The sequence below is a fragment of the Candidatus Poribacteria bacterium genome, from assembly GCA_009839745.1.
Taxonomy (GTDB): Bacteria; Poribacteria; WGA-4E; order WGA-4E; family WGA-3G; genus WGA-3G.
Genome location: VXPE01000089.1, coordinates 18926 through 43145, shown reverse-complemented (window position 1 = coordinate 43145; position 24220 = coordinate 18926). Strand labels below are relative to the sequence as shown.

Genomic DNA, 24220 nt, shown 5'->3' with positions numbered 1-24220 from the left:
CCGATTGTCCCTTACGGACGTTTCCACCTAAATCCAGAATATAAAGCCTATCAAATTCATCTACGAGATGTTGCCGCATACCGTCAAACATTTGTCCATCAATAAAACCGTTTTCGTTACGAATGCCACAATACCCTTATCATCAATTTTATCCATTGCCCATCGGAATGCCTTAATGTACGGGTCATAGAGTTTGTTTTTCGACTGTGCATTAGAATCTGCAGCAAACGTGTCTCGGACGTGGGCATCAACGCCTGCATGCGGCTTATTTTTATTGTTATCGTTCTCGTTTGTCTGTCTGGCATTGTAGGGGGGATTTCCGATAACAACGAACATTGGGACCTCTTTCTGTTCCTCCACCCGCAGCGTATTCTCAGGTGTGAAATAGGTAAACTCTCCAGTTTGGTGCGGCGCATCCATCAGACCGAACGTATCAAACGTATCCACGAAGCAGATATGTGGAAAAGGTTCATAATTCCCGGTTTTCTCGTAATAGGCGTGCTCAATGTTCAGACTGGAGATGTAGTAAGGGAGCAGCATCACCTCATTGCAGTGGAGCTCCTCACGGTATTTCTGTGGCAATCGCCGCCCCCGGATCTCCTGCATGAGTCGGACGATGAAGTTGCCAGTGCCAACAAATGGATCGATAATGTGAACCCCCATATTCGACAGTGAGCGTCCAAATTCGGTCATAAGAACATGCTCAACGCTTTTCACCATGAAATCGACAATCGGCTGTGGTGTGTAGACGATACCGTGCGTGTCGGCAATATCGACGGAGAAGCCTTGAAAAAACTGCTCGTAGACGGTATTTAGAAACGCCTGTTTCTGTGAGAAATCGGTGATAGTAGCAGCGGTTTTCTCAATCGCAACGTAGAACGGATCCAGAGGACGGAGGAACTCGGAGCGACTCGGAGAACGAAGGGTGAGGATCTGGATCACCTTCTCAATTTCTTGGGCGATGATGTTTCTGTTAGTAAAATCGGGATTATCGAAGACGGTGCGGAAAATTCGCTCGGTGAGGAGATGTTGAATGAGCATCTCTTCAACTTGTGCCTCAGTGAGGTTCGGATCAATGGATGCTCGGCATTGCTGATGGAAACTCTGGAAGGCTTGTCGGAACTGGGGATTGTCCTGCATTTCGATCTCAATACGCTTTGCGACACCGCTCCCTAACACCGGAACCTTTTCTTTGAATTCTTCAACAGCGGCATACCAATCAACGATATTTTCTTCCCGATACGCGAAGAAGGTGTTCAACAGATTGATAAGGTTGCTCGGATCCGTGAGGTCTACATCAAGTCGGAGATACCCATTTTGGTAGAGGAGTGCCCGGGTCGGTGACTGAACGATCATATTTTTAAACGGGTAGCCTGCCTCCGACTTCTGCCGTGCTTCTGTCGGGAGGTCATCGTGTGTATCTTTTGCTTCCCAATGTCCGTGTGGCAAGTCAAACGCATCAACGACTTCACCATCTATCTGGATCCGCCTTTTCTGTGGGGTGTAGCGTGTCTTTTCACATACGAGGATGAGGTTTGCTTGTCGGCAGTAGTGTTGGAGTAGATTTTGGAATGCGGTTCGGACTGCGCCTTCGTGTTCTGCGCCGACTTTCGCGTATTCGGCAAGTTCGGTGTAGTAGTTTCTGATGGGTTTATGTGTCGATTTGATGTTGAGTGTCGGCACGAGTTTTCTCCGTGTGTTTTGGCGGTTGAACTTAGGATAAGTCCAATTATACACGGATGTGAAGGACAATTTCAAGAGAAATTGTAGGGGCTATAACGTGCTGTCCGCTTGGGAAGATCGGCGAGGTTAGAAACCTCGCCTACCAATATTAAGCCGCTATAAGCATATCTTTGTATTTGCTGGGAAAATTAAAAAACGAACCTTTTCCGAACAGATATGACTAAAGAAGCAGAACCAAATTGTGAACGCCTTTCAAAAAGCATTGGAGGCATTCACAAAATCAAAATTCCAATAGGAGAAATAAAAATGAAGCAGAAAATTTTGACAATCGGTGCAATCGCAGTTATCGCAATCGTAGGTTTGTTTGTTTTTGAACACGCAACATCAGCACAGCGTCCCGACCGGAACGCACAAGGGCAACGCGGAAACCGTCAGGGCGGCGACCGAGGCGGCAGGGGAATGACGGGAATGATGAACCCGGCGTCTTTAGTCGATAATTCTTGGATCGATTTGACCTTCACGCTGAAAGTCGATGATGAGACACTCGTGAAGGCACGTCCTATCTATCAGATGGCTCGCGATAAATTTCAAGCGAAGATGAAAGAGGCACAGGCATCGGGTGACATGAGAGCCGCTATGTCGGAGATGCAAAGTTTTGCGGCAACCGTCGGGAAAGAGTTCCAAACGAACCTCAAAGAGGTATTGACCGAAGAGCAGATGACGAAGCTCAACGAATTGACGAAAAAACGTCAGATGGACCAGCAGCAACGCATGAACCGTTGGCGTGGCGGCGGTGGTGGCGGCGGCAGACAGTAATCATCGCACAGTAGCAAACGCAAATCTCATTCGTTATTGCACGTTAGGTCGGGTTTTTTGCCCGACCTTTCTCTTTTTAAAGCGATTTCTGTAGGAGCGAGCTGTGCTCGCGATTCTCGAAAAATCAATTACCCCTGTGTTCTTCAACCCAATCGAGAATCATCTCTCGGTTTTCAGCATCCCCGTGTTGCTGGAACCACTTGGCGAGATGTCTACCGGTTTCAATAAGGTGTGAATCTATATCTTCAGATGTGCCAGATTTTTTCGCAGCATTCAGCGCAAATTGATATTTTTCGACCGCTGCAGTCGATTGCTTTCGATGCATCAAGGCGATGGCAAGCAGACATCGGACCTTGACGAGGGTAGCCTCTCTCGTTTTAGTGCCACGTTTGCGGATTAACTGGGATTCTAATGACAATAGATTCCTGAAGGCAGGCATGTTAATCGGATCTTTCCGCAGAACAGTTTCAAAGCCAACGAACGCTTTCGCATGTTCGCCTTCCACGAGATAGAGATAGCCGATGGTGTTATAAATCTCGGTGTCGCGCGCAGACTCAGGGATCGCCTCAAATTCAGCGAGTGCGTCGGTGTATTGTCGTTGCCGCATGAGGGCGTTGCCCCGTCGGATTTTCAGGTTAATCTGCTCCTCTTTTGCCTGTGGATTCCCGGGTTCCTGTGCCAAAACGCGCGATATTTCCGTAGCAGCACGCTCGTAGTTCTCAGCACCTTGATAGGCGTTCGCCAGGCTCAACCGTAAATTCAGATCGGTCGGTGAGAGTTGAAGTGCCTTTTCAAGCAGTTGAATCGCTGTTCCGTAGTCTTCCATATCGCTGAGGCTTCGTGCATAGTGATGGGACGCTGCAATGAGGTTATGTAGGGCGTGATCGGCGTTTGGATTGATGTTATAAACGTGCTGAAATACCGATAACGCATCGGCGTAGTCGCCTTTTTTGAGATATAACTCCCCAAGCAAATTCCGAATATGCATGTCGTTCGGATGGAGTTTCTGCAATTCGAGATACACCGCCACGGCTGCATCTAATTCGCCTGCTTCACTATGTGCCTTCGCCTTTCGGGTAAATGCGTCGCTCAGGTTCGTTCGAGCAATTTGGAGCGTCGGCATCAACCGTAGAGCGTTGCGATACGCCTCAATTGCCGCGTCCCATTCTCCACGGTTTCGTAGCGATACACCGTAATTGTTATAGCAGTGTGCGAAATTTTGCTGTGTCAGTGCATCCACGGGATTCAGGTCGATCGCTTTTTGATAGTAGTCGATAGCCTTCTCAAAGTGTCCGGCTTGCGCGTATCCGTTTCCCATGAGTTGATAGGTAGGGGCGTCGAGGGGCTCCATCTGTAACACCCTTTCAAAGGCGGTGGTAGCGGTCTCAAAGTCTTTTGATGCCAATGCTTTGAAGCCTTTGGCTCGGAGGAGTTGATGCAGGTTTCGCCGCGCGGCTTTGTGATACGGGGCGATGTGCAGTGCCTTTTCAAAGGCGTGGACCGCCTTTTCAACGTCCTTTTTGTCGTAGTAGAAGATGCCGAGCGTATTGTAATCTGCCGCCGAGGGTTTCCCCGCGATCCGTTCCTCAACAAGTGCTATTGCTTGATCGGTTTTCCCTGTTTCGTGGTAGATGTGAATGAGTTTTTCTAGTGCGGGTTGAAACTTCGGATTTAACGCGCTACAGGTTTGGAAGGTCGCGATAGCAGCGGGTATATCGCCTTTGTCGAAGTAGACGGCTCCGAGCAGATAGCGTGTCCGCAGCTGCGTTTGAGGGTCTGCGTAGGGTTTCTGTTCAATCTCAGTTTTCAGTACCTTGATAGCGACATCGTGTTGTGACATATTAAGCGGGGTATTATAGAGCTTACGCAGCGTGGCTATATCGCGCGCACTCGGCAGTTGTGCGGTCGCTGTCGGATAACAGATGTCTCCCGGATGCGGACTGTGTCCCCACAAGCCGATTGCGTGCCCGAATTCGTGAACGCATACCGTGCGCATCTCTTCCTGCGACAATTCCCCGACAGTTCCGTAACCCTCTAACATGAGGATAACCTCTACTGTAAAACTGATCTCCTGTGGTGTCTCGGTTTCTCGGTCTTCAACCGTAGTGATAGAACCCACCTCTAATCCATTAGAAAAGGTGCCGATTTGGACGCTATCTTTGAGGCGTGTGAGTTCTGCACTGCCGAGTCGGGTATCTTGGAAATCGGCGAGGAGACCGGTATATCCCCAGCTGACGCGGATATCTGCGTTCTGCGGTGTCTCAGTTTCTTCGAAGCGGATAGCACCCTCGCTGGCGGTGTGCCAAGTTTCCATCGCATATCGGATTTCAGGGAGGTATGGACTCTCTCTAAGGACAGGGGAGATATACACCCGGATCGGCATCTCTGTAAAACGGGTGATGCGTCCCTGCGAGAAAAGCGTGATATAGTCAAAATAGTCCGCATAGTCCGCGTTTCCCGATTGTGGTGCTACATGTGCTGTTGTATGTGTTGTGAAAGCAGATACTATGAAGGTAATAACGAAGAATGTCTGTAAAATTCTGGTTTGCATAGAAAACCTTTTTCTTTCGTGATTTAACTCCGACTCGCCAATTTGTTTGAGAAGATGCTGATTAATCCGCCCAACATCAAATACCCGAAAATGACTTCCAGTGTAACGAGCAAACGCGCAGCGGCGTTATCCGCAACGATATCCCCGAAACCGAGCGTCGTGAAGGTAACAATGCTGAAATAGAAACAGTTCCAGAAGGTTAACGGCTCACCACTATAAGCACCTGTCGATTGATGGAAGCGAGGGGTCCAGTCTTGCAGCCAAGGTGGCATCCACGTCGGGAGCGGCATATACGCAAGCGCAAACAGAAACGCAAAAAAGAGAGACCAGAACGCCCAGAGGACCAAGCTCCGACCGTAGTCGGAACTCCATCGCCATAACTTTGCCAATATCGGATTTGCCTGATTGAACGCACGTATGAACTGCCGGTCGGCGACGTACCTTTGAAAAAAAGGGTTCGCGACCTCGTCGATGTATCGGCTATCTAAATAGAATTCGGTCGGACGGTGCTGTTTTCTGCCAAGTTTGGCTTTCACAGCGTGGAAAAAAGTGTCTGGGGTATATTTAACGTCGCCAAAGGCAGCGACGGAGACAAACTGTGCGGCGGTGAAGTGGGCAGTCCCGAAAAATGTGGCGTTGCTGAATGTTGTCGTTTCAGGGAACCATGTTCCTGTGCAGTCGAGGATGCCTTGGAACAGCACGCTACGAAAATTGACTTCAGTGAGGAAGTTCGTCTCATGGAAAACCGCGTTTTCACGGAATTGAACCCTGTGGAAATCAGCGGCGTTATAAAATCGCGCCCGCCAAAAACTGGCACTCTTGTGGAAGATTGCGCTGTGGAAATCGGCACGCCGTTGGAAGATTGCTTCACGGAATGCGCAGGGACCGTGTAAAATCGCTTCATCGAAATCAAGATCCGACTCAAAAAGCGTGCGCCGAAAGTCCACCTCTTGGTGGAAAACGACTGTCCGAAAGTTGACGATGTTTTTAAACGTACACCCGATGCAGGAGAGTCTCTTATTGAGGAGTATCCGGTCATTCGCGTCCCGTTCCAATTCGATAGAAAAGAGGTCAACAACCCCTTCGATCGTGCAATTCGTCAAGGTAACGGATACGGCATCGCTTTGCAAGGCGTCAAGGAAGGTCTGTGCTTTGATTGTTTCTCCGTGCTTCTCGTACATCTGTCTATTTTTACCTTGATATTTATTTTATATAATACAGTAGACGGTGTAGGTTGTGTTAAAAATCTGAAAGGAGATCGGCAAGTGGATTTTTGAGAATCGACTTCTTTTTCGATTGGACAATAGAATGGCTTCTCCCGTCTTTAAGATGATAAACCTCCACATCTTCAGGCATTAACCAACATAGTTTTGGAACACGCGCCTCCATTGCAGCAGCAGCCTCTGGATTTTTCTTTGACCGTCGCCCGGCGGTTAGGAGGTTTTTAAGCACCGCCAAAAGATATGGACTGTGGGTTGTCATAACGATTTGGCTGTCAATGTAATTTCGCATCAGGGCGATGATATGCATGAGGTGTTTCTGGGTTGTTGGATGGAGATGCGCTTCGGGTTCTTCAATCACGCGGAAAATCATTTCATTGTAAAGCATACTCATGAAGGCATCTTGTAGGATCCGAATGAGATTTTGATGCCCTGTCGAGGCGTTTTCTAAGAATGTTGTGCTCTCACCCGCTGGGTGAAAAAAAAGACGGGATTGAGAAATTTTGTCTGTCGTTTCGTATTCACCGTTTAAGATAAAGGAAATTTTCTTGAGCAGGAATTCCATCATCGGTTTATCGACATCTCTCGATTCTTCCTCGATCCTTTCGTCAAAAAGGCTCCGGAAGTTCTGTGTGCTGAAGATATCGAGGAATTCTTCATTTTTTTCCAAGAAGCGTGCGATAAGATGGAGATTGGCACGTGAACGGGTTGCGGCGCGCGTATTGAGGTCGCTTTTTATGCCACCATAGAAGATTCTTTTAAGGGCATCTGGGTAGTTGGCAGCGATATTTCTATCTGCCGGAATGAAGAGACCGTCACGATGTTTACCGGCTAATTTCTCCGTGATCTTGCTCATTCCGATCGCCATATTCAAAATGTAATGGAATTGATCGGCGTTCTTATTGAGTTGAGCGTCACTTTCTGAAGACGCATCTGTTTCTTTAGGAGCGTCAGACGCCGTTTCAGTGCTGTCGGATTGTTTTAGGTCAATGCTTTTCAGTTTCTCCAATAGGTTGTAACACAGGTCTTCAACTTCGTCCATAACGGTGGGTAATTCAATATGGAGCGATTTCTCATCGGTTAGCGTCAGTCTGATGGCACTTTCAGCTGTATAGTGATAAACGATTTCAAAGTCGCTATCGACATTTGGCTCGCGGGGTGGAGGGACGGAGGGATGGGTCTCCTCTTTTTCACCCTTCTTCTCTTCCGTTCCAATCTCTTGCTGATGACTATTTAGTTTTGCGAACCCTTTGGCATCACCAAAAAACTCACGGAATTTACGAGCGATTTGTGTGCGAAAGACCGTCGCCAATTCTTGTCCTGGCGTTTTCAAATGTTCTGGAGGGTAGGCATTAATGTGTCTGATGTGTTGGCGAAAGTCGCCGATTAACTCTTGGAAAAGATAGATCAGTTTCGCGAGGACGCTTTTCCCGCTGGCGGTTTCACCGATGAAAACCACCAAGGTTTTATCCATATCGATTTCTGCTTCGCGGATATTTATGAAATTTTTGACAAATAGTTTGGGCATGAAGCCTCCAAGGAAGGAATAGGATGTTGCTTGTTCGGATTGCATCAATGGCGATTTGATAACGCTCGCCATCTTGAAAGGTCAGATACGGTTTGTATGGACGCATCCTCACTACCTACGACATTCTTAACTTCGACTGGCGAGTTTATTCTTAAGCCATTGCCATATTGTGTTTGTCGTATAACGGACATCCTGATACGAAGCCGAGATAGCGAACCTTGCGGAAGTGAAATCTATTTTTCCGAGGAATTTTGAATGATTAAAAACAGCCCTTTCGGAAAAACGTCCTTGTGCGAAGTCCAACCCTTTATGCTAAAATCTCACGGACGAGCCGCGCTCTCTCCTCAACGCCCGTTAATCGATGGTCAAGCCCTTGGAACTTGAAGGTTAACCGCTCGTGGTCGATACCGAGTTGATGGAGGATCGTCGCATTTATATCGCGAACGTGGACAGGATCTTTGACGATATTGTAACTGAAGTCATCGGTTTCGCCGTGGACGACACCGCCTTTGATACCGCCGCCAGCCATCCAGCGCGTGAAGCATTTCGGGTGGTGGTCGCGTCCGTAGTTATCCGGCGTAAGCGTGCCTTGACAGTAGACAGTTCGTCCAAATTCGCCACCCCAGACGACTAAGGTTTCATCAAGCATTCCACGCTGTTTTAAGTCTGTGATAAGTCCAGCCGAGGGCTGATCGATATCGCGGGCTTGGTTGCGGATGTTTTTGGGCAGCTCCCCGTGTTGATCCCAACCCCGGTGGAAGACTTGCGCAAGACGGACATCGCGTTCCATCATCCGACGTGCAAGGATACAGCAGTTGGCAAATGTCCCGGGGGTTTTGACCTCAGGTCCATACAGTTCTAAGACGTGCTCGGGTTCCTGGGACAAATCCGTAAGTTCAGGGACACTCGTCTGCATCCGAAATGCCATTTCGTATTGTGAGATACGGGCATGCGTTTCGGGATCACCCACTTCCTCATAGAGTTCCTTGTTGAGTTCAACGAGGGTATCTAACATCTGTTTTCTCGTCTTTTCATTGACACCTTCCGGATTCGAGAGGAAGAGGACAGGATCACCTTGACTCCGTAGGAGTACGCCTTGGTGTTCCGACGGGAGGAACCCGGATCCCCACAGTCGATTATAAAGTGCTTGTGCGCCCTTCGGACCGCTCCATGTGGCGTTCATTACGATAAACGCGGGCAAATTTTCGTTTTCACTCCCAAGCCCGTAACTCAACCATGCCCCAAGACTCGGTTTACCCGGACTTTCATCACCGGTACAGAAGAAGGTGATAGCCGGATCGTGGTTAATCGCCTCGGTATGAACCGTCTTGATAATCGCAAGGTCTTTCGCCACCGCTCCCGTGTGCGGTAGCAGTTCGCTAAGCCATACACCGTCACCCCCGTTGTCATACTTCTTGAATTCAAATATAGAGGGTGCGATCGGGAATTTATCCTGTCCTGAGGTCATCGTTGTGAGGCGTTGACCCATCCGGACGGATTCTGGGAGATCCGTATCGAACCATTTCCCCATATTCGGTTTATAGTCGTAGAGGTCCAGTTGGGAGGGTGCCCCGGACATGAATAGGTAAATGGCACGTTTGGCTTTCGGCGCAAAGTGTGGTAACTCTGGTAAACCGCCAAATCTCGGTGTCGCCTGGCTCTCAAGCGCGTTGGCAATCGCATTCGGTAGCAACGTAGCGAGTGCCGCACCACCGAGACCTGACGCACATTTACCGAAGAATTGACGGCGTGTTTCAAGTTTCAAATATTCTTTAACCGGGTCCATTGTCTATCTCCTTGCTTAATCTACCCTTTATTCAGGACTTCGTCCAGGTTGAGAATCAGGTTTGCAATCATTGTCCATGCAGCGACTTCGACTGCATCTAAGGTTTCATCGGGTGGCGACTCACCGACAGCAATGAGTTCTTTGGCTGCTTCTGGGTCCGTTTCCAACTCCGCATAGTGGGCTTGGAACGTCTTCAAAAGCAGTGCCTCCTCCTTCGGTTTCGGCAGGCGAGCCGTTGCCATCTCAAAGATATAGGCGATACGTGCTTCGGGTGTTTCGCCGCCCTCCTTGATAGTGCGCTCTGCGAACGCACGCGCCGCTTCAAAGAATTGCGGATCGTTCATCAGCATTAACGCCTGCATCGGTGTGTTGGTCCGTTCACGGCGGATTGTGCAAGCTTCACGTGAAGGCGCGTCGAGAATGTTCATCTGTGGCGGGGGTGCCGTCCGTTTCCAGAACGTGTAGAGGCTCCTGCGGTATACCTTATCAGCCCCGGTATCTTGAACAAATGTGTCCGTGTTGGATCCGGTAAACCCGACGGCTTTCCAGAGTCCATCGGGTTGCGGGGGTTTTACACTCGGACCGCCAATTTTAGGATACAGCAAGCCGCTGAGGGCAAGAGCGTTATCTCGCACGATTTCGGCATCGAGTCGATACCTCGGACTCCGAGAGAGGAGGAGGTTATCTGCATCGCGTTCCAATTTTTCGGGCGTGACCTGTGCGCTCTGCCGGTATGTTGCCGAAGTGAGCATCAATTTGAGCATACCTTGCACATCCCACCCAGAGGCGATGAATTCCGTCGCGAGCCAGTCGAGAAGTTCCGGGTGCACCGGCGGTTTCCCTTGTGTCCCGAAATCTTCTGATGTTTCCACAATCCCCATCCCAAAGACGTTTTGCCAGAAACGGTTGATCGTGACACGGGCAGTCAGGGGATGCTCGGGTGAAAGCAACCAATTCGCAAAGCCGAAGCGGTTCGGTGCTGTGTCTTCAGGCATGGCTGGTAGCACTGCTGGCGTTTGCGGATATACCTGTTCCTCTCGGTGCTGGTATTCACCGCGTGCTAAGACGTATGCCCCTCTCGGTTCCTCTCGCTCTTGCATGACGAGCGTCGTCGTAACCGAAGCATCGAGGGTGTCCCGTTTCCCTTGGACCTCCGATAGATCCGCAAAAAGCGTTTTCAGTTCCCCGAAGGCGCGCTTGGTATTTTCATTGATTGTCTTATCTGGCGTAATGTTCTGCCGGTAGTAATCTCGAATCTGTTCCATCTGTGCGGTTTCACGTTCACCGCGAGATATTCCCGCGATATCGACAATATCTGCTGGCACCATCGGGGGTTCGCTTTCCATACGGAAGTAGAAACCGGAGGGACCCGAGTAATTGACGACTTTCAGGAGCAGCTTATTGTTACCGGGCTTGAGAGTGACCTGTATCTGCTCTTGGTCGGCAGCGGCATCCCGTTGAACGTTTTTGGCGAGGAGTTCCTGACCGTTCATCCAAACCTTCAGGGCATCGTTGCTCCCAATATAGAGTAGTGCTTTCTGTTGTGTAACAGAGACGATGTTTCGGAAGAGATAGGTGGCACTGTTTTCACCAACGATGTCGTTATGCACCTGTTCGTCAACCCAATGCGCGTGCTTCTCCCATTTGATGGTTTTTCCATCTACCTCATAGGTATCGCCTGTGTTGACCTCTTTCGTTTCAGGTTCGTATGCCTTATAAAAAGCGAGGTTGCCGTGTCCAGCAGTGAACGGACCCGCGGCGTGCCAGTCGTCCAAAGTGATTTTGGAGCCGATGGGATAGATCGTTGTGACATCTGTAAGCGCGAGGCGGAAGCGTCCGAGTTGCTTCTGTCGCAAATCATATTCGTGTTTGAGACGAATTTTCAATCTGCCACCTTCCATTCCAAAGGGGGCGGCGACAAGGAAGATGGCTTGCCGATTTTCACTCTTTCTGTCGAGTGCCCATCCCGTTTCCGGTTTCTCGTCAATCGCATTTGCAACGACACCCTCGAGATTGTTTTCTCCGAGTGCTTGCTCGTGGTCTGCCCATGCATGCACGACTTGAATACGCGTCCACGGGGCATCGGTATCGACGCTTTCAGTCTCATTTTCTACTTCTGCCCATGCTTCATCTGTGGATTCGCTGTTTGTTTGATCTTCGGCATCGGTTTCGAGGGTAGGCGTATTTTCTGCTTGTGCTTCAGTCTCGACGGTGCTTCCGGTCTCTGCTTGCGTTTCAGCATTAACCTCGGTATCCGTGCTTTCCGGTTCAGCGGGTGCCTCGCTATCCGCTACGGAGGGCGCGATGAAGAGCGCGAAATCCGTCAAAATAACATTGCCGTTACTACTTCTACCGAACCCATTTTCCGGCAGGGATTCGTGTGTGAGACCTTCTAAACGAACGGCACTCCATTTACCGGGTGGCAGTTCCGCAATAATCTCGTAGATTTCCTGTTCAGGATTGGTGCCACTGGCTAAGATAGAATTATCCTCTAAAACTTCAAGGGTCGCGTCACCTTTTGAGTAAAGCGAGTTCGGTTTCAGTGTTGTCCAGCGGGGTATCCTGTTTTCCCAAGCGATTTGCGTGGCATCTATTTCAGGGATAGGTGCTTTCGTCTGCGTATCCAGTTCGGCGATCTGTTCGTCAAACGCGGCGAGTTCGGCTTCCTGCTCTGGCGTCGGCAACTTCACAACAGGGGGAGAGTCCTTACGGTTGCCGTCCATCGCCTTTTCGGTAATATTGTTGAAATAGGCGTAGAGTTGATAGAATTCCTTCTGCGTGATCGGATCGTATTTATGATCGTGACACTGGGCGCATCCAACAGTTAGTCCCATCCAGACGGTTGAGGTGGTGTCTGCTCTGTCAATCGCGTATTGGACATAATATTCCTCATCGATCGAGCCACCTTCACTGGTCGTGACATGGCATCGATTAAAACCCGTGGCGATCTTTTGGTCAAGCGTCGGTTCCGGCAAGAGATCCCCGGCTAATTGTTCGATCGTGAACTGGTCAAAAGGCATATTTTGATTGAATGCCTCGATGACCCAGTCGCGATAGGGCCACATTTCACGGTAGTTATCTAAATGGAGTCCGTGTGTGTCGCCGTAACGTGCGACATCTAACCAGAAGCGTCCGAAATGTTCACCGTATTCCGGCTTTGCCATGAAGGCATCAATCACTTTTTCGTAAGCCTCGGGTGAATCGTCTGCGAGAAATTGGTGAATTTCCTCACGCGTCGGGGGTAAGCCAGTGAGATCAAGGCTTAGGCGTCGGATGAGCGTCCGCTTATCGGCTTCGTTTGCGGGGTGTAAACCTTCTTTTTCAAGGCGTGAGAGTATGAACGCATCAATGGGATTTCGGACCCAGGTGCCGTCCTTGACAGCAGGTGGCGTTGGACGGACGGGTGTCGTGAATGCCCAGTGCTCTTCCCATTTCGCACCTTCTTGGATCCACTGTGTAATCGCTTCAATTTGTTCCGGTGTCAGTGTCTTGTTGAAACCCGCAGGCGGCATGCGGTAATTGTCATCGTTGGAGGTGACGCGAATGTGGAGTTCACTCTCTTCGGGTTTACCGGGAACGATGACCGGATATCCGCTCGGTTCAGAGAACGCCCCGGCTTTCGTATCAATCCGTAGGTTGGCTTGCCGACTCTTCGCGTCTGGTCCATGGCAAGCATAGCAATTATCCGAAAGGATCGGGCGGATGTCGAGATTGTAATTAAGGGGGGTTTGTGGCGTTTCGTGGTGTTCCGCAGAGGCAGTCGGAAGTCCTAATACGGCGAGACAGAAACATACCAACAAGGCTCCCGTTAGTGGAATCGTATTGTTAGCAGTCTTCACTGGTATTCTCTCCCTTTTCAGCGTTGTAGGCAGCAATGCGGCATAAAAAACGCACGCTGCAGCTTGCTATAACGGTATTAGCAATTGTGACGCTTCGTTAACAAAAAGGTTTAGCAATATTACGCTATTTTACGATGCGGTTGCATTTTTGTCAAATATTTCCGGTTCTGATTGTCGAAATCTGGTGTATGCTCAATCGTAAGGAGATGTCCTACGGGACCCCAATCTTCTCAAAGATGATAACATGCTGCCACGGCAGGTCATCGAGCGTTTCTACCCACACAAGCGGATGGGGGGTCGCCTCTTTGATCACCTGCAACTCACTCATCTTGTGCAAACGCTTGATCGGCACACGCCTGTCTTCGGCGCGGTATTCCACGAAAACAACCCTGCCGCCCGTTTTGAGACCTCGGCAGATATTCTGCAGCATCTCATACGGATGCGAAAACTCGTGGTAGACATCCACCATAATCGCCACGTCTACGGAGGCCGGCGGCAATTTCGGGTCGGTGATGGTGCCCAAGACCCCTTTGACGTTCGTGATCCCTGCCGCCGTCATTTTCTCATCAAGCAGGTCGAGCATCTCCTGCTGAATATCAACGCCGTAAATGGTTCCTGTCTCACCGATTTTCGGAGCGATCCGCCGAGCGATGTAACCCGTCCCAACACCGATATCCGCCACGACATCCCCTTCTTTGAGTTTCAGCAGTTCGACGAGGATGTTTGGCATCTCTTCGCGTACACGTTCCGGACGCTCCAACCAGTCCGCGCCTTGGTGTCCCATCACGTGAGAGATTTCGCGTCCCATGTAGAATTTGCCGATACCGTCTCGGCTTGGCGTTCTCTGTGCATAACGCGTGCTGGCTGGACGCTCCGCATTTTGCGCATTTATGGCGTGACTCAGTAGGAGCACCACGCTAACAATCAGCAATTTCAGGGCAGGCTGTTTAGTCAACTCGCCAAGTTTTCTGAACATCAATTTGACTCCCTATTTTTTGAATCCTGTCCATCCTTAAAAGGTGGCTCACCACCTGCCGAGGTAGAGCCCTCGGTTTTCCATCGGTATCGGCACTCGGAGTCCCCGCTGCCGTTGTGAGTCAACGATTGCGAAGACCATCTCGGTGCTTCGGTGTGCGAGGTGGATGTTGCCTTGTGTCTCGGTATCCGTCTCGATCGCCTCGACGATGTCTTCGATGCAGCCAACCGTGCCGCTCTTGCGTTCGTAGGGTGGGAATTGCGCTTCCAAAATCTCGTTAAACTCCCCCTGCCGTTTGCGGAGATGGAAACCGAGTCCGTTATTGAGTGCACGCACTGTGCCTTCGCTACAGTTCACCTCAAATTCATAAGCCGTGCCGGGAATACTGATGCCGGTAATGCCGTTCTGGAAACGGATGAATCCCATGACGATCCCAGGATCGGTGTCCGTGCGGTTGTCCTCAAAATCGGCGTCATCCACGGCAACGTTGCCTTGGACGTATTCTATCGGAGAATCGCTTGCCAAGAAGAGCAGCATATCCGCAGCATGTGTGTAACCCCAAAGCGCGGAACCTCCGCTATAAGCGATGATAGATCGTCTTTCACCGAGTTCACCGCTTTCGAGGATCTCGCGCATCTTGATGTAGCCGGGTGTGTAACGCCGCTGCGTGCCGAGGTTGAACTTGACGTTGTATTTTTCGCAGACTTCTACCATGGCATCGGCTTCTTCCATAGACGCACACAGCGGTTTATCGCAATAGATGCCTTTCACACCGTTTTCCGCTGCGAACTGCGTGATGTCGGCATGATTCCCCGGACGTGTCGCGATGCTGACAATATCCGGTTTCTCTTCAAGGATCATCTCTTGATAGTCTAAGTAGTATTTCGGGATATTCCATTTGTTACAGACGTATTGTGCCTTCTCTTCGACGACATCTGCAGCGGCGACAATGTCTGTCCGCTCGAAAGCGGTATACCCTGCGGCGTGTGAATAGGGCAATGCCCCGTGCGGTGTCGCACGGACCTCTTCATCAATGGTGCCACCCATTCTGCCACAGCCAACGATGCAAGCACGATATTGATTCGTTCCCATTTTTTTAATTTTCCTTGCGGTTCGGTCAGTAAGGTGTTAAACGCTTAACGCTACGACATCTTGTTTGACGATTTCTTTCGTATGTCCATAAGACGCGGTTTGCACCAGCTCCTGGACTTCAGGTGTTAGTCGGTTGATGATTGTCTCCGGCAGCGTCGGGTTCCCTTCATATTGCGGACGATAGCGGAGAATCAGAAAGCGTCTGTCGCGATCCTTCGGTTTCCACTGTAAAATACCGTGTGTCAGGAGTTCAGAGATGACAACGAAATCCCCTGCCTTGGGGGTAATGTTTGTAAAAACGTCATCCGGTTCGGGATCAATGCCGTCGGGTCCCGGGATTAAAAGATCTTCAGGTCTCTCGAATTTGCTCTTATGCGAACCGGGGATAACAATAAGCCCACCGTCACCGGGCTGCACATCTGTCAGATAGAAAAACGCCACAAAATCGTTGCAGTAAATGTGGCTGTTCTGAACCTCGTAACGGGTGAGCCAGTGCCGTCCCTCACGTGCGCAGTGCAAACCTGCTGGATTTGTCCCCATCGGTTGCCTGTCCGGGTTGTGCTGTTCGAGGGTAAGCGTGCCGGTGACAAACCGGGGTTTGTCGAAGGTGAACTCTTTGATAAGGGACCAGATAGCGGGATGCACTGTCATCGCTTCAAGCGACCGATCAAAGGCGAATCCGTGTTCATATCTTCCGCCTTTGCCGGGTTCCAAGTCGCGCGGACGCGTCGTGAATCCTTCGGGACGTTCATCAAGCGGTGTATGGATATATTGATCCACAGCCGCCTGTGCCGCCTTCAGGGCATCGCCTTTGACTGCGCCTTTGAGGTGTAAGTAGCCCGTAACGTCGAACAGATAACGTTGTTCCGGTGTCATTTTTCACTCCTGTTGGATTGTTTGGACATGTTCGCTTTCCTGAATTATACACACCCTTTTAGTTTCCGTCAAATATCTTTTTATAGGACTTACGCATTTTCTCTTAAAGTCCCCCTGATAAGGGGGATTTAGGGGGTTAAATCACGGAAATACACTGTTTTTTGCCCAATTTGCGTAAGTCCTGTTTTTATTTAAAGATACACTTGCACACTGCCCCTTTCTGTAGTAAAATGTCTGAAAACGAAACAGAGGTTGTGTATGAAACTCGGATTTGTGAGTGCAATTTTGCCGGAGCAGACATTGGCAGAAGTTGTCCAGTTCGCGGCGGACACCGGCTATGATTGCGTTGAATTGATGTGCTGGCCCAAAGGAAAAGCCGAACGCCGTTACGCCGGTGTTACGCATGTGGATGCAGCGGAACTTTCCGAAAAGGAAGCGGATGAAATCCTGCAATGCGTCTCGGATGCCGGGATAACCATCAGCGGATTAGGCTACTATCCCAACCCGCTAACACCCGATGAAGCGGAAGCCGCTATCTATAGCGAACACCTCAAAAAACTGATGCTGGCGGCGGAACGTCTGTCCGTAGACATCGTGAATACCTTTATCGGTAGAGACCAGACCCGCACGATAGATGCGAATTGGCACCGTTTCAAACAGGTATGGACCCCCTTAATCCAATTCGCCGCCGACCACGGTATCCGCATCGGGATTGAGAATTGCCCGATGTTCTTCACCGAAGACGAATGGCCCGCCGGACAAAACCTCGCCTATTGTCCCGAAGTGTGGGAACGGATGTTTGAAGAGATTCCCGCCCCGAATTTCGGACTCAACTTCGATCCCTCGCATTGTATCTGGCTCCAGATGGACTACCTGAAACCGCTCGTTACCTTTGCGGATCGGATCTTCCACGTGCATGCAAAGGACGCTCGGTTGGACAGAGCGAAACTTGACGAGGTCGGCATCCTCGCAACGCCGTTGTCGTATCATACGCCGAAACTGCCGGGATTGGGGGATGTCGATTGGGGCAGTTTCTTCTCTGTTTTGAGCGATACCGGTTATGAAGGCGCAGTCTGCGTTGAGGTAGAAGATCGAGCCTACGAAGAGACCTTGGAAGCGCGGCAGCGCGCCTTAAACCAAAGCCATATCTTCCTGAGACAATTCATCGGATAAATCTGCTACGGTATAGCCTCAAGAACTAAGTCCGTAAGCGAAGCGGAGGGTTTTTGCTTGGATATTTCTGCGGATTTCCTCTGGATCTATGCAAAGAAAGATGAGACCTAAGACTCCCCTGACCGAACCGCAAGGTAAATTAGAAAACTGGTTGGACGTGGAATGTGCAACACTGGAGGAAGCCGGTTTACGCCGCCACCTCCGCACCGTCAGGAGTGCCCCAACAGGGACAATTAATCTGGATGGGCGCGATGTTGTATTGCTCGGTTCAAACAACTATCTGGGATTAAGCACGCATCCCAAGGTGATCGCTGCTGCTGTCGAGGCGACGCGGACGTTTGGCACTGGGGCAAGCGGTTCACGTCTCATCTCAGGGAATAGCGAACGCTACACGAGTTTGGAAACCAATCTTGCGGCGGCAAAGGGGACCGAAGCCGCACTCGTCTTCAGTTCCGGCTATGCTGCGAATACGAGTGTGATTCCCGTGCTTGCCGGGGAAGGCGACCTCATCCTCAGCGATGCGCTTAACCATGCCAGTATCATAGACGGATGCCGTCTCAGCCGTGCCACCAAAAAAGTCTATCGACACTGCGATATGGAACACCTCAAATCCGTGTTATCAGAATCCCATGCATTTCAGCGACGACTCATCGTGACAGATGGCGTTTTCAGCATGGACGGCGATATTGCACCCCTACCCGATATTTGTAACCTCGCTGCAGCGCGCGATGCAATGGTGCTGGTAGATGATGCACACGGGTTTGGCGTCTTAGGGAAGAACGGAGGTGGGACCCTCGCGCATTTCGGATTGGAAGCGGAAAACATTATTCAGATGGGGACGCTCAGCAAGGCGGTTGGCGCGCTCGGTGGGTATATTGCAGGGAGTCGCGCACTGATTGAATTGCTCATTAACAAGGCGCGTGGCTTTATCTTCACGACAGGACTGCCACCGGCAACGTTGGCTGCTGCAAATGCAGCACTTGATGTAATTCGCGCCTCGCCTGAACTGCAGCAACGTCTATTCTCGAATGCAAGATGTCTCAAAACTGCCTTGACGCATTTAGGGTACACCCTACTACCGAGTGAAACGCAGATTCTTCCCGTAGTCTTGGGCAGCCCGAAACGGACAACAGATATTGCGGATGCGTTACTCGCCGAGGGCGTGTTCGCGCCAGCGATCCGTCCGCCAGCAGTACCGCCAGACACGAGTCGTTTAAGGCTAACCGTCATGGCAACACACACCGAAGCAGAGATCCAACGCGCGATTGACGCATTTGCAGCAGTCCTTTCCTAAATTTCATCTCTTGAAATTTTTCTCCCTTCATGCTAAAATTAGGCAAATCTTAAGAAAGATGGTGAATCAAAAATGAGTGCAAAAGCACACATCATCGACTTTGAGAAACAGAACCCTATCGACCGAGGCACCGGCGTGAAAACCGTCCCGTTAGCCGGTAAATGGATTGATTCCACATCACTCACCAACGGCGTGACAATGTTTGACCCAGGTGCAGCGATCGCACGTCACTATCACAACTGCGATGAATCCGTTACAATTCTCGAAGGCGAAGCCGCCTGCGAGGTTGATGGTGAAGTCTTTACCATGAAAGCCTTTGACACGACATTTGTGCCAGCGGGTATCCCGCATCGGTTTTGGAATGAGAGCGATGCTCCCATGAAAATCCTATGGACCTATGCGTCTGTCAGCGTGACCCGGACCTTTACGGAGACAGGCGAAACCGTGGCGCATTTGTCCGCGGGGGATCAGGCGGTTGTCAAATAGGGGTTTTTAATTATCCGCAAGGAAAAATTAAAATACGAACCGGTGATTATTTTGTATGTCCTTCTTAAAATCGGATCCCGAGTCCGTAACGAAGTGGAGGACGACTCGAACACGAAAAGCATTAGATTCACAGATGCTATGACTTATCCGCAAGGAAAAATTAAAGATGTCCATTCAAACCTATATTAAGGACAATCAAGCCGCGCTTTGTGCCTTGCTTCAGGAACTCGTCAGGATTCCCACTGTCAACCCACCCGGCGAAAATTATGCCGAAATTGTTGGGCTCCTGGACGCGAAGTGTCAGGCATTGGGGATGCAGACCGAGATCGCCGAGGTCCCCACAGCGCGTGCTGCGCAGGTTATCCCGAATGCTGAAAGCCATCCACGACTGAATCTCATCGCGCGTTGGGATGTCGGGGCAGAGAAGACTGTCCATTTCAACGCACACTACGATGTGGTCCCCGTTGCAGGCGACTGGCGTTTCAATGACCCATTCAGCGGCGAGATTGAGGGGGAATGGCTTTACGGACGTGGTGCCGACGATATGAAAGATGCCATTGCTGCCCTTCTGTTCGCAATTCAGGCGGTTCAAGAGACGGGTGTCAAACCGCAGTTTAACATTGAGTGCTCTTTCACCTGTGATGAGGAGACCGGTGGCGAGTTGGGCGCGGGGTATGTCGTTGAGGAAGGGTTGGTTCGTGCGGATTACGTCGTCAATTGCGAAGGTGGTTCGGAGATGAACATCGGCAACGGACATAATGGGGTCCTCTGGTTAGAGGTTGAAGTCCAAGGCAAAGCAGCGCACGGCGCACAGCCGGATAAGGGGATAAACGCCTTTGAGAAGGCTGCTGAACTCGTGACAGCGTTACAACGGGTTAAGCGGAATTTGAGGTCGCCTGAGCGGGCATTTAAACTCACGGATGGCAGTGATCGGTATCCGACAGTGAACATCGGTGGAACGTTCCGCGGCACCGATGGCGATAAAGTCAACACCGTTCCGGCGCGCGTCACGTTCTCCATTGATCGACGGATTACACCCAACGAGGAGCTGGAATTTGCCGAGCTCGAATTGCGGGAGGCGATTTCTGGGGCGTGCCAATACTATCCCGATTTGGTCGCAGAGGCGCGAGCCATCTTGCGTATTGAGCCGTGTTTGACGGATATTAACTCACCGATAGCGCAGGCATTCGCCGATGCAGTGCGCAGAGTCCGTTTCAATCAGCCGAGATTTAAAGGCACTACCGGATTTACGGACTTGCACTATTTTGTCAATACAGGCTTACCCGGCGTTGGCTACGGACCCAGTGGCGAGGGCGGGCATGCCATCAATGAACGCGTGCATATTCCTGATCTGGTCAGAACCTCCGCTATCTACGCAACCTTCATGACGCGCGCAGAATTATAGTTTTGGAATGAGTCGGAGCAAACCAAGCTCCAGCATCCTTTGGGATGGCATTTGCTCACCGAATGTGTTATGATTTTTATATCATATTTGTACGCTATCGTGGAGGGAATCTTATACCAAATCTGAAAAATAAATTCGCATTTCAGAGATTTTGAAATGCTATGAGGATTCGGACGGATTAGACGGGCGAGGGGACCTCGCCCCTACGAGTGGGTTTTCGCTAATGAGAAACGGTTATTCAGAAATGGTATTACTGTTATGATTATCAATCGACTTATTGCAAAAAATTGAATGAACAAGTATGGAAAGAGAGTGAATTACTTCTACAAAGACCGGATAAAGATGATGAAGTGGATCAGGATCGTCTTACCCAGACCTTTCTGGAGCAGGTCAATATGAATGCGAAATTCCGAGAGATTGCACAGTTCCTCGGAAATGTTACCTACCTCCATTTAGTTCCGCAGCTGCTTCGCTTTGCGGCTTCAATTCAGGGTAGAATTGTTGAAGAAGATCCCTTTGGACAGGGATTTCTCGAACGAGTCGCCAGTGTTACGGAAAGAACGCGGCGTTCTCGGTTGAAAAAAATTGAATCAGCACTCCAGATCGCTGTGCCACAGTTTAAACAATTGGAGTTTTGCCGCGACGAAATCACAGGACATCCACATTTGCGGGCGCTCTATTCCCACTGGCGTGCGCAAGGAGTTTGGCAACGAGAAGATCAATTTTCCGATGGGACACTCCGGTTGCTTGGACTTCTATGGTCACTCCTTGAAAGTGACTCGGTTCTCTTATTGGAGGAACCGGAACTTTCATTGAACCTCGGAATTGTGTCGCAACTTGCGCCCTTGATTTCTCGGATGCAAAGAAGCAGACGACGGCAAGTCTTTGTTAGCACCCATAGTGATGCACTTCTCACAGAGCAGGGAATTGATGGCACGGAAGTTTTAATGCTAGCACCCACAGAAACGAATACAACGGTCATACCAGCGTGGGATATTAAGCCCGTCCGAAGGTTACTTGAAGCAGGTCTTACGGTCGGTGAGGCTGTGCTTTCAAAAACTGGTCCTGAACATGCTGCACAGCTGAGTCTATTAAAATGGGATTAAACAATGTAATTCTTGTCGTTCTGTTGCAGAATTTCTAGCCATACCCGTTAATCGTATTCCACGAAACACCGACGAGATCGGTTCTCCCAAGGAGTTCCTTGTATCACTTGCCCGAAGGAGCAGAAATACAAGATTGAGAGAGGCACTTGTGCCAGCACGAAACGATAAAACCGCAAAAACAGGAAATGAATATAACCCTCGGTTGATTCAGTTTGTCCGAGACCATTGGGATTTGGAACGCGCCGCTTCTGCCTCTCCAAGTTTAAAGCGAACAGTGGACCGAATCCGTCAAGGGAGAAATGTCAGTACTAACCGGTGAACAAAAAATTTCAACGCCACATTGAAAACTTTACCTGCGTGCAGTGTGGTGCCGCCGTCGAGGGGAACGGCTATACCAATCACTGTCCGGAATGCCTCTGGAGCCGGCATGTTGACGTGAACCCCGGCGACCGAGCCGCGTCCTGTCTCGGCTTGATGGAACCGGTAGGCTTTACGATAAAACACGGTGATTATATCCTGACCCACCGCTGCACAACGTGTGGTATAGATAAAAAAAACAACACATCAAAAAACGACAACTTCGAGGCGATCCTGAACCTACAGGGAGAATTAAACAATGTCTAAAAAAGGAATCCTCGTAATTATATCTATCTGTATTGCCGTTATCGCTGCCATCGTTCTGGCGGTGATGCTCCATTCAACTTCGGGCAAACTCGAACAGACACAGGCGGAACTGGCTGCTACCCATGCCACCTTGCGGAGAACTGAAACCGCAAGAGCCGATCTGGAGAAAAAGTTAACCGAAACCCAAGGCGCGCTGAAAAAAACGCGTTCAGAACTCAGCCAAACGCAGGAAATATTAGAAAATGAAAGCGAAGCCGCTCGGAAAATTGCCGCCGAGCGGAACGCGCTCCAACAGGACAAAAACGCGCTTGAACGCGAAAAAGAGGGGCTCCGCGCGAAACTGACCGAGATTGAATCGGAATTACAACGAATTCGGGTACAATCACAGCGTTCAATCGCTGCTATCCAAGAAAAATTTAAAGATACAGTCGGGGCAGTATTGGATGACGCTGGAAGGTTGAAACTCGATGTTAAAGGGAAAATTCTGTTTGAGACAGGCAGTGCGATCCTAAGCACAGAGGGGAAGGCACTTCTGGATGCAATCGCTGAGGAAGTTCTACTGAATACGAATTATGCTGATTATGCGGTGCGGGTCGAGGGGCATACCGATGACGCTCCTATTGGTGGTTCCGAACTCCGAAACTGGAACCTCTCAACCGAACGCGCAATCGCTGCCGTAAAATATTTACAGGTGCATGCGGAGGTCGATGCCCAACGCTTGGCGGCGACAGGATACGCGTTCTACCAACCGATAGATACCGCCGACACATCCGAAGCGAAAGCCAAGAATCGGAGAATCGAAATTATACTCGTGCCACCCCAAGACTTCTTATCTGAACTACTGACATCCCTCCAAAAGGTGATGGAATCTATTGAGACGAAGGGGTCTCAATAATTTCTGCTTGCTATTTAGAACCCCGTGAAACCGAGCGTTTCGCTTCAATAGCGAGTTCTGTCGCGCGTTTAATCAACCCTCTCGTTTCATTGATCTGATCGACCAGTCGCTCGTTTGTCCACGAAACAGCGGCAAGATACCGCAATTCGTCTGGGGTGTTCAAGGTCTCGGCACCGAGGGCGACCTGAAGTCCGCTTGGGGTGATATACCGCATCCCCGCGTTCACACCTGCACCATCGAATTCCAAGTTCATCGTGATGTCGCCCCTCGCGAAAGCCGGTTGAAATTCTTTGCTCAGTCCGACAAACAGACCGATAGGACTTTCTCCAAAAGCAAACCGCTGGGTACCAACGCCGAGGTGTCCAGAGAACTGATGAATCCGTGGCAGATTAAAGGTCTTGCTGATGGCAAGAAACGCTGCGGGATTTTCGTTCTCTTCCGCTTCCGAATTTCCCGAAAAAAGTCTATCGCTGAGCGTCTCGATCCCTATCGCTACACTCGGAATCGTGCCAACCTCTTGTTCTTTTAAAAGTTGAACCTTGAGGGTCGCAGTCCAATCGATGAAGGATGCAGCGTCGTGTTCGTTCCATAGGTATTTTAACCCGACCCCAACCCGATCAAACAGTCCGAAGTTGAGACGAATCGCAATAGCGTTGCCAAAGACGTTATTCTCTCCAATTGCGCGCAGGGTTTCCGAGGAATGCTGGAACGCCATATATGTGCCTGCCCCGAATATCCCGTGTTTCAGCACATTCCCCGTTGGGAGGTCCACCAATCCGCTTTCTGTAAATATTTCACCGCTGGCTGGATGTGAGATCGTGATAAAGGCAAGAAGGAACAGGAGGAATAAGATTTGGTATTTAACCATTG

Annotated in this window: 16 protein-coding genes and 2 pseudogenes; 8 read left to right on the top strand and 10 right to left on the bottom strand. The window is 50.2% G+C overall.

Going from position 1 to position 24220, the window contains the following annotated elements:
* Positions 1 to 1683 (bottom strand): annotated as a pseudogene (locus F4X88_14595) (N-6 DNA methylase).
* A 306-nt stretch (positions 1684 to 1989) separates the two neighbouring features.
* On the opposite strand from F4X88_14595, the gene F4X88_14590 reads away from it, so the two are divergent.
* On the top strand, positions 1990 to 2499 hold the full coding sequence (locus F4X88_14590) for a hypothetical protein (GenBank protein MYA57518.1): 510 nt from the start codon (positions 1990 to 1992) through the stop codon (positions 2497 to 2499).
* Between the two features lie 124 nt (positions 2500 to 2623).
* Here F4X88_14590 and F4X88_14585 read toward each other — a convergent pair whose 3' ends face one another.
* The 8 genes and pseudogenes from F4X88_14585 to F4X88_14550 form a co-directional block, all read right to left on the bottom strand.
* On the bottom strand, positions 2624 to 5050 hold the full coding sequence (locus F4X88_14585) for a tetratricopeptide repeat protein (GenBank protein MYA57517.1): 2427 nt from the start codon (positions 5048 to 5050) through the stop codon (positions 2624 to 2626).
* Between the two features lie 23 nt (positions 5051 to 5073).
* Positions 5074 to 6231, bottom strand: coding sequence for a potassium channel family protein (locus tag F4X88_14580; GenBank protein MYA57516.1), 1158 nt, complete (start codon positions 6229 to 6231; stop codon positions 5074 to 5076).
* Positions 6232 to 6289: 58 nt separating this feature from the next.
* Positions 6290 to 7870, bottom strand: a complete 1581-nt coding sequence (locus F4X88_14575) for an AAA family ATPase (GenBank protein ID MYA57515.1) — start codon at positions 7868 to 7870, stop codon at positions 6290 to 6292.
* A 235-nt stretch (positions 7871 to 8105) separates the two neighbouring features.
* Positions 8106 to 9584 carry a DUF1501 domain-containing protein gene (locus tag F4X88_14570; protein MYA57514.1) on the bottom strand — a complete coding sequence of 493 codons (1479 nt, stop codon included), beginning with the start codon at positions 9582 to 9584 and terminating at the stop codon, positions 8106 to 8108.
* A 2615-nt stretch (positions 9585 to 12199) separates the two neighbouring features.
* A pseudogene (locus F4X88_14565) lies at positions 12200 to 13402 on the bottom strand (DUF1549 domain-containing protein).
* A 232-nt stretch (positions 13403 to 13634) separates the two neighbouring features.
* Complete coding sequence (locus F4X88_14560) at positions 13635 to 14399, bottom strand: class I SAM-dependent methyltransferase (GenBank protein ID MYA57513.1); 765 nt, start codon at positions 14397 to 14399, stop codon at positions 13635 to 13637.
* A 48-nt stretch (positions 14400 to 14447) separates the two neighbouring features.
* Entirely contained in the window at positions 14448 to 15491 is a 1044-nt protein-coding gene (locus F4X88_14555; GenBank protein MYA57512.1) for a Gfo/Idh/MocA family oxidoreductase, read from the bottom strand.
* 36 nt (positions 15492 to 15527) lie between these two features.
* The gene (locus F4X88_14550) at positions 15528 to 16367 is read right to left on the bottom strand and encodes a phytanoyl-CoA dioxygenase family protein (protein ID MYA57511.1); all 840 of its coding nucleotides are present in this window, start codon (positions 16365 to 16367) and stop codon (positions 15528 to 15530) included.
* A 258-nt stretch (positions 16368 to 16625) separates the two neighbouring features.
* Between F4X88_14550 and F4X88_14545 the strand changes: the two genes are divergently transcribed.
* The 7 genes from F4X88_14545 to F4X88_14515 all read left to right on the top strand — a co-directional run bounded on the left by F4X88_14545 (position 16626) and on the right by F4X88_14515 (position 23350).
* Positions 16626 to 17540: a sugar phosphate isomerase/epimerase gene (locus tag F4X88_14545; protein MYA57510.1), complete on the top strand. Its 915-nt coding sequence runs from the start codon at positions 16626 to 16628 to the stop codon at positions 17538 to 17540.
* Between the two features lie 100 nt (positions 17541 to 17640).
* Positions 17641 to 18834 carry an 8-amino-7-oxononanoate synthase gene (gene bioF / locus F4X88_14540; GenBank protein MYA57509.1) on the top strand — a complete coding sequence of 398 codons (1194 nt, stop codon included), beginning with the start codon at positions 17641 to 17643 and terminating at the stop codon, positions 18832 to 18834.
* A gap of 72 nt (positions 18835 to 18906) precedes the next feature.
* Positions 18907 to 19320 (top strand): cupin domain-containing protein, encoded by a 414-nt coding sequence (locus tag F4X88_14535; GenBank protein ID MYA57508.1) that lies wholly within the window; start codon positions 18907 to 18909, stop codon positions 19318 to 19320.
* Positions 19321 to 19486: 166 nt separating this feature from the next.
* Positions 19487 to 20725 carry an ArgE/DapE family deacylase gene (locus tag F4X88_14530; GenBank protein MYA57507.1) on the top strand — a complete coding sequence of 413 codons (1239 nt, stop codon included), beginning with the start codon at positions 19487 to 19489 and terminating at the stop codon, positions 20723 to 20725.
* Positions 20726 to 20961: 236 nt separating this feature from the next.
* On the top strand, positions 20962 to 21831 hold the full coding sequence (locus F4X88_14525) for an AAA family ATPase (GenBank protein MYA57506.1): 870 nt from the start codon (positions 20962 to 20964) through the stop codon (positions 21829 to 21831).
* Positions 21832 to 22146: 315 nt separating this feature from the next.
* Complete coding sequence (locus tag F4X88_14520) at positions 22147 to 22455, top strand: RNHCP domain-containing protein (protein MYA57505.1); 309 nt, start codon at positions 22147 to 22149, stop codon at positions 22453 to 22455.
* Positions 22448 to 23350: an OmpA family protein gene (locus F4X88_14515; protein MYA57504.1), complete on the top strand. Its 903-nt coding sequence runs from the start codon at positions 22448 to 22450 to the stop codon at positions 23348 to 23350. The genes F4X88_14520 and F4X88_14515 overlap by 8 nt, the downstream gene beginning before the upstream one ends.
* A gap of 10 nt (positions 23351 to 23360) precedes the next feature.
* Here the strand turns inward: F4X88_14515 and F4X88_14510 are convergent, their stop codons facing one another.
* On the bottom strand, positions 23361 to 24218 hold the full coding sequence (locus tag F4X88_14510; protein ID MYA57503.1) for a YjbH domain-containing protein: 858 nt from the start codon (positions 24216 to 24218) through the stop codon (positions 23361 to 23363).
* Positions 24219 to 24220: the final 2 nt, after the last annotated feature.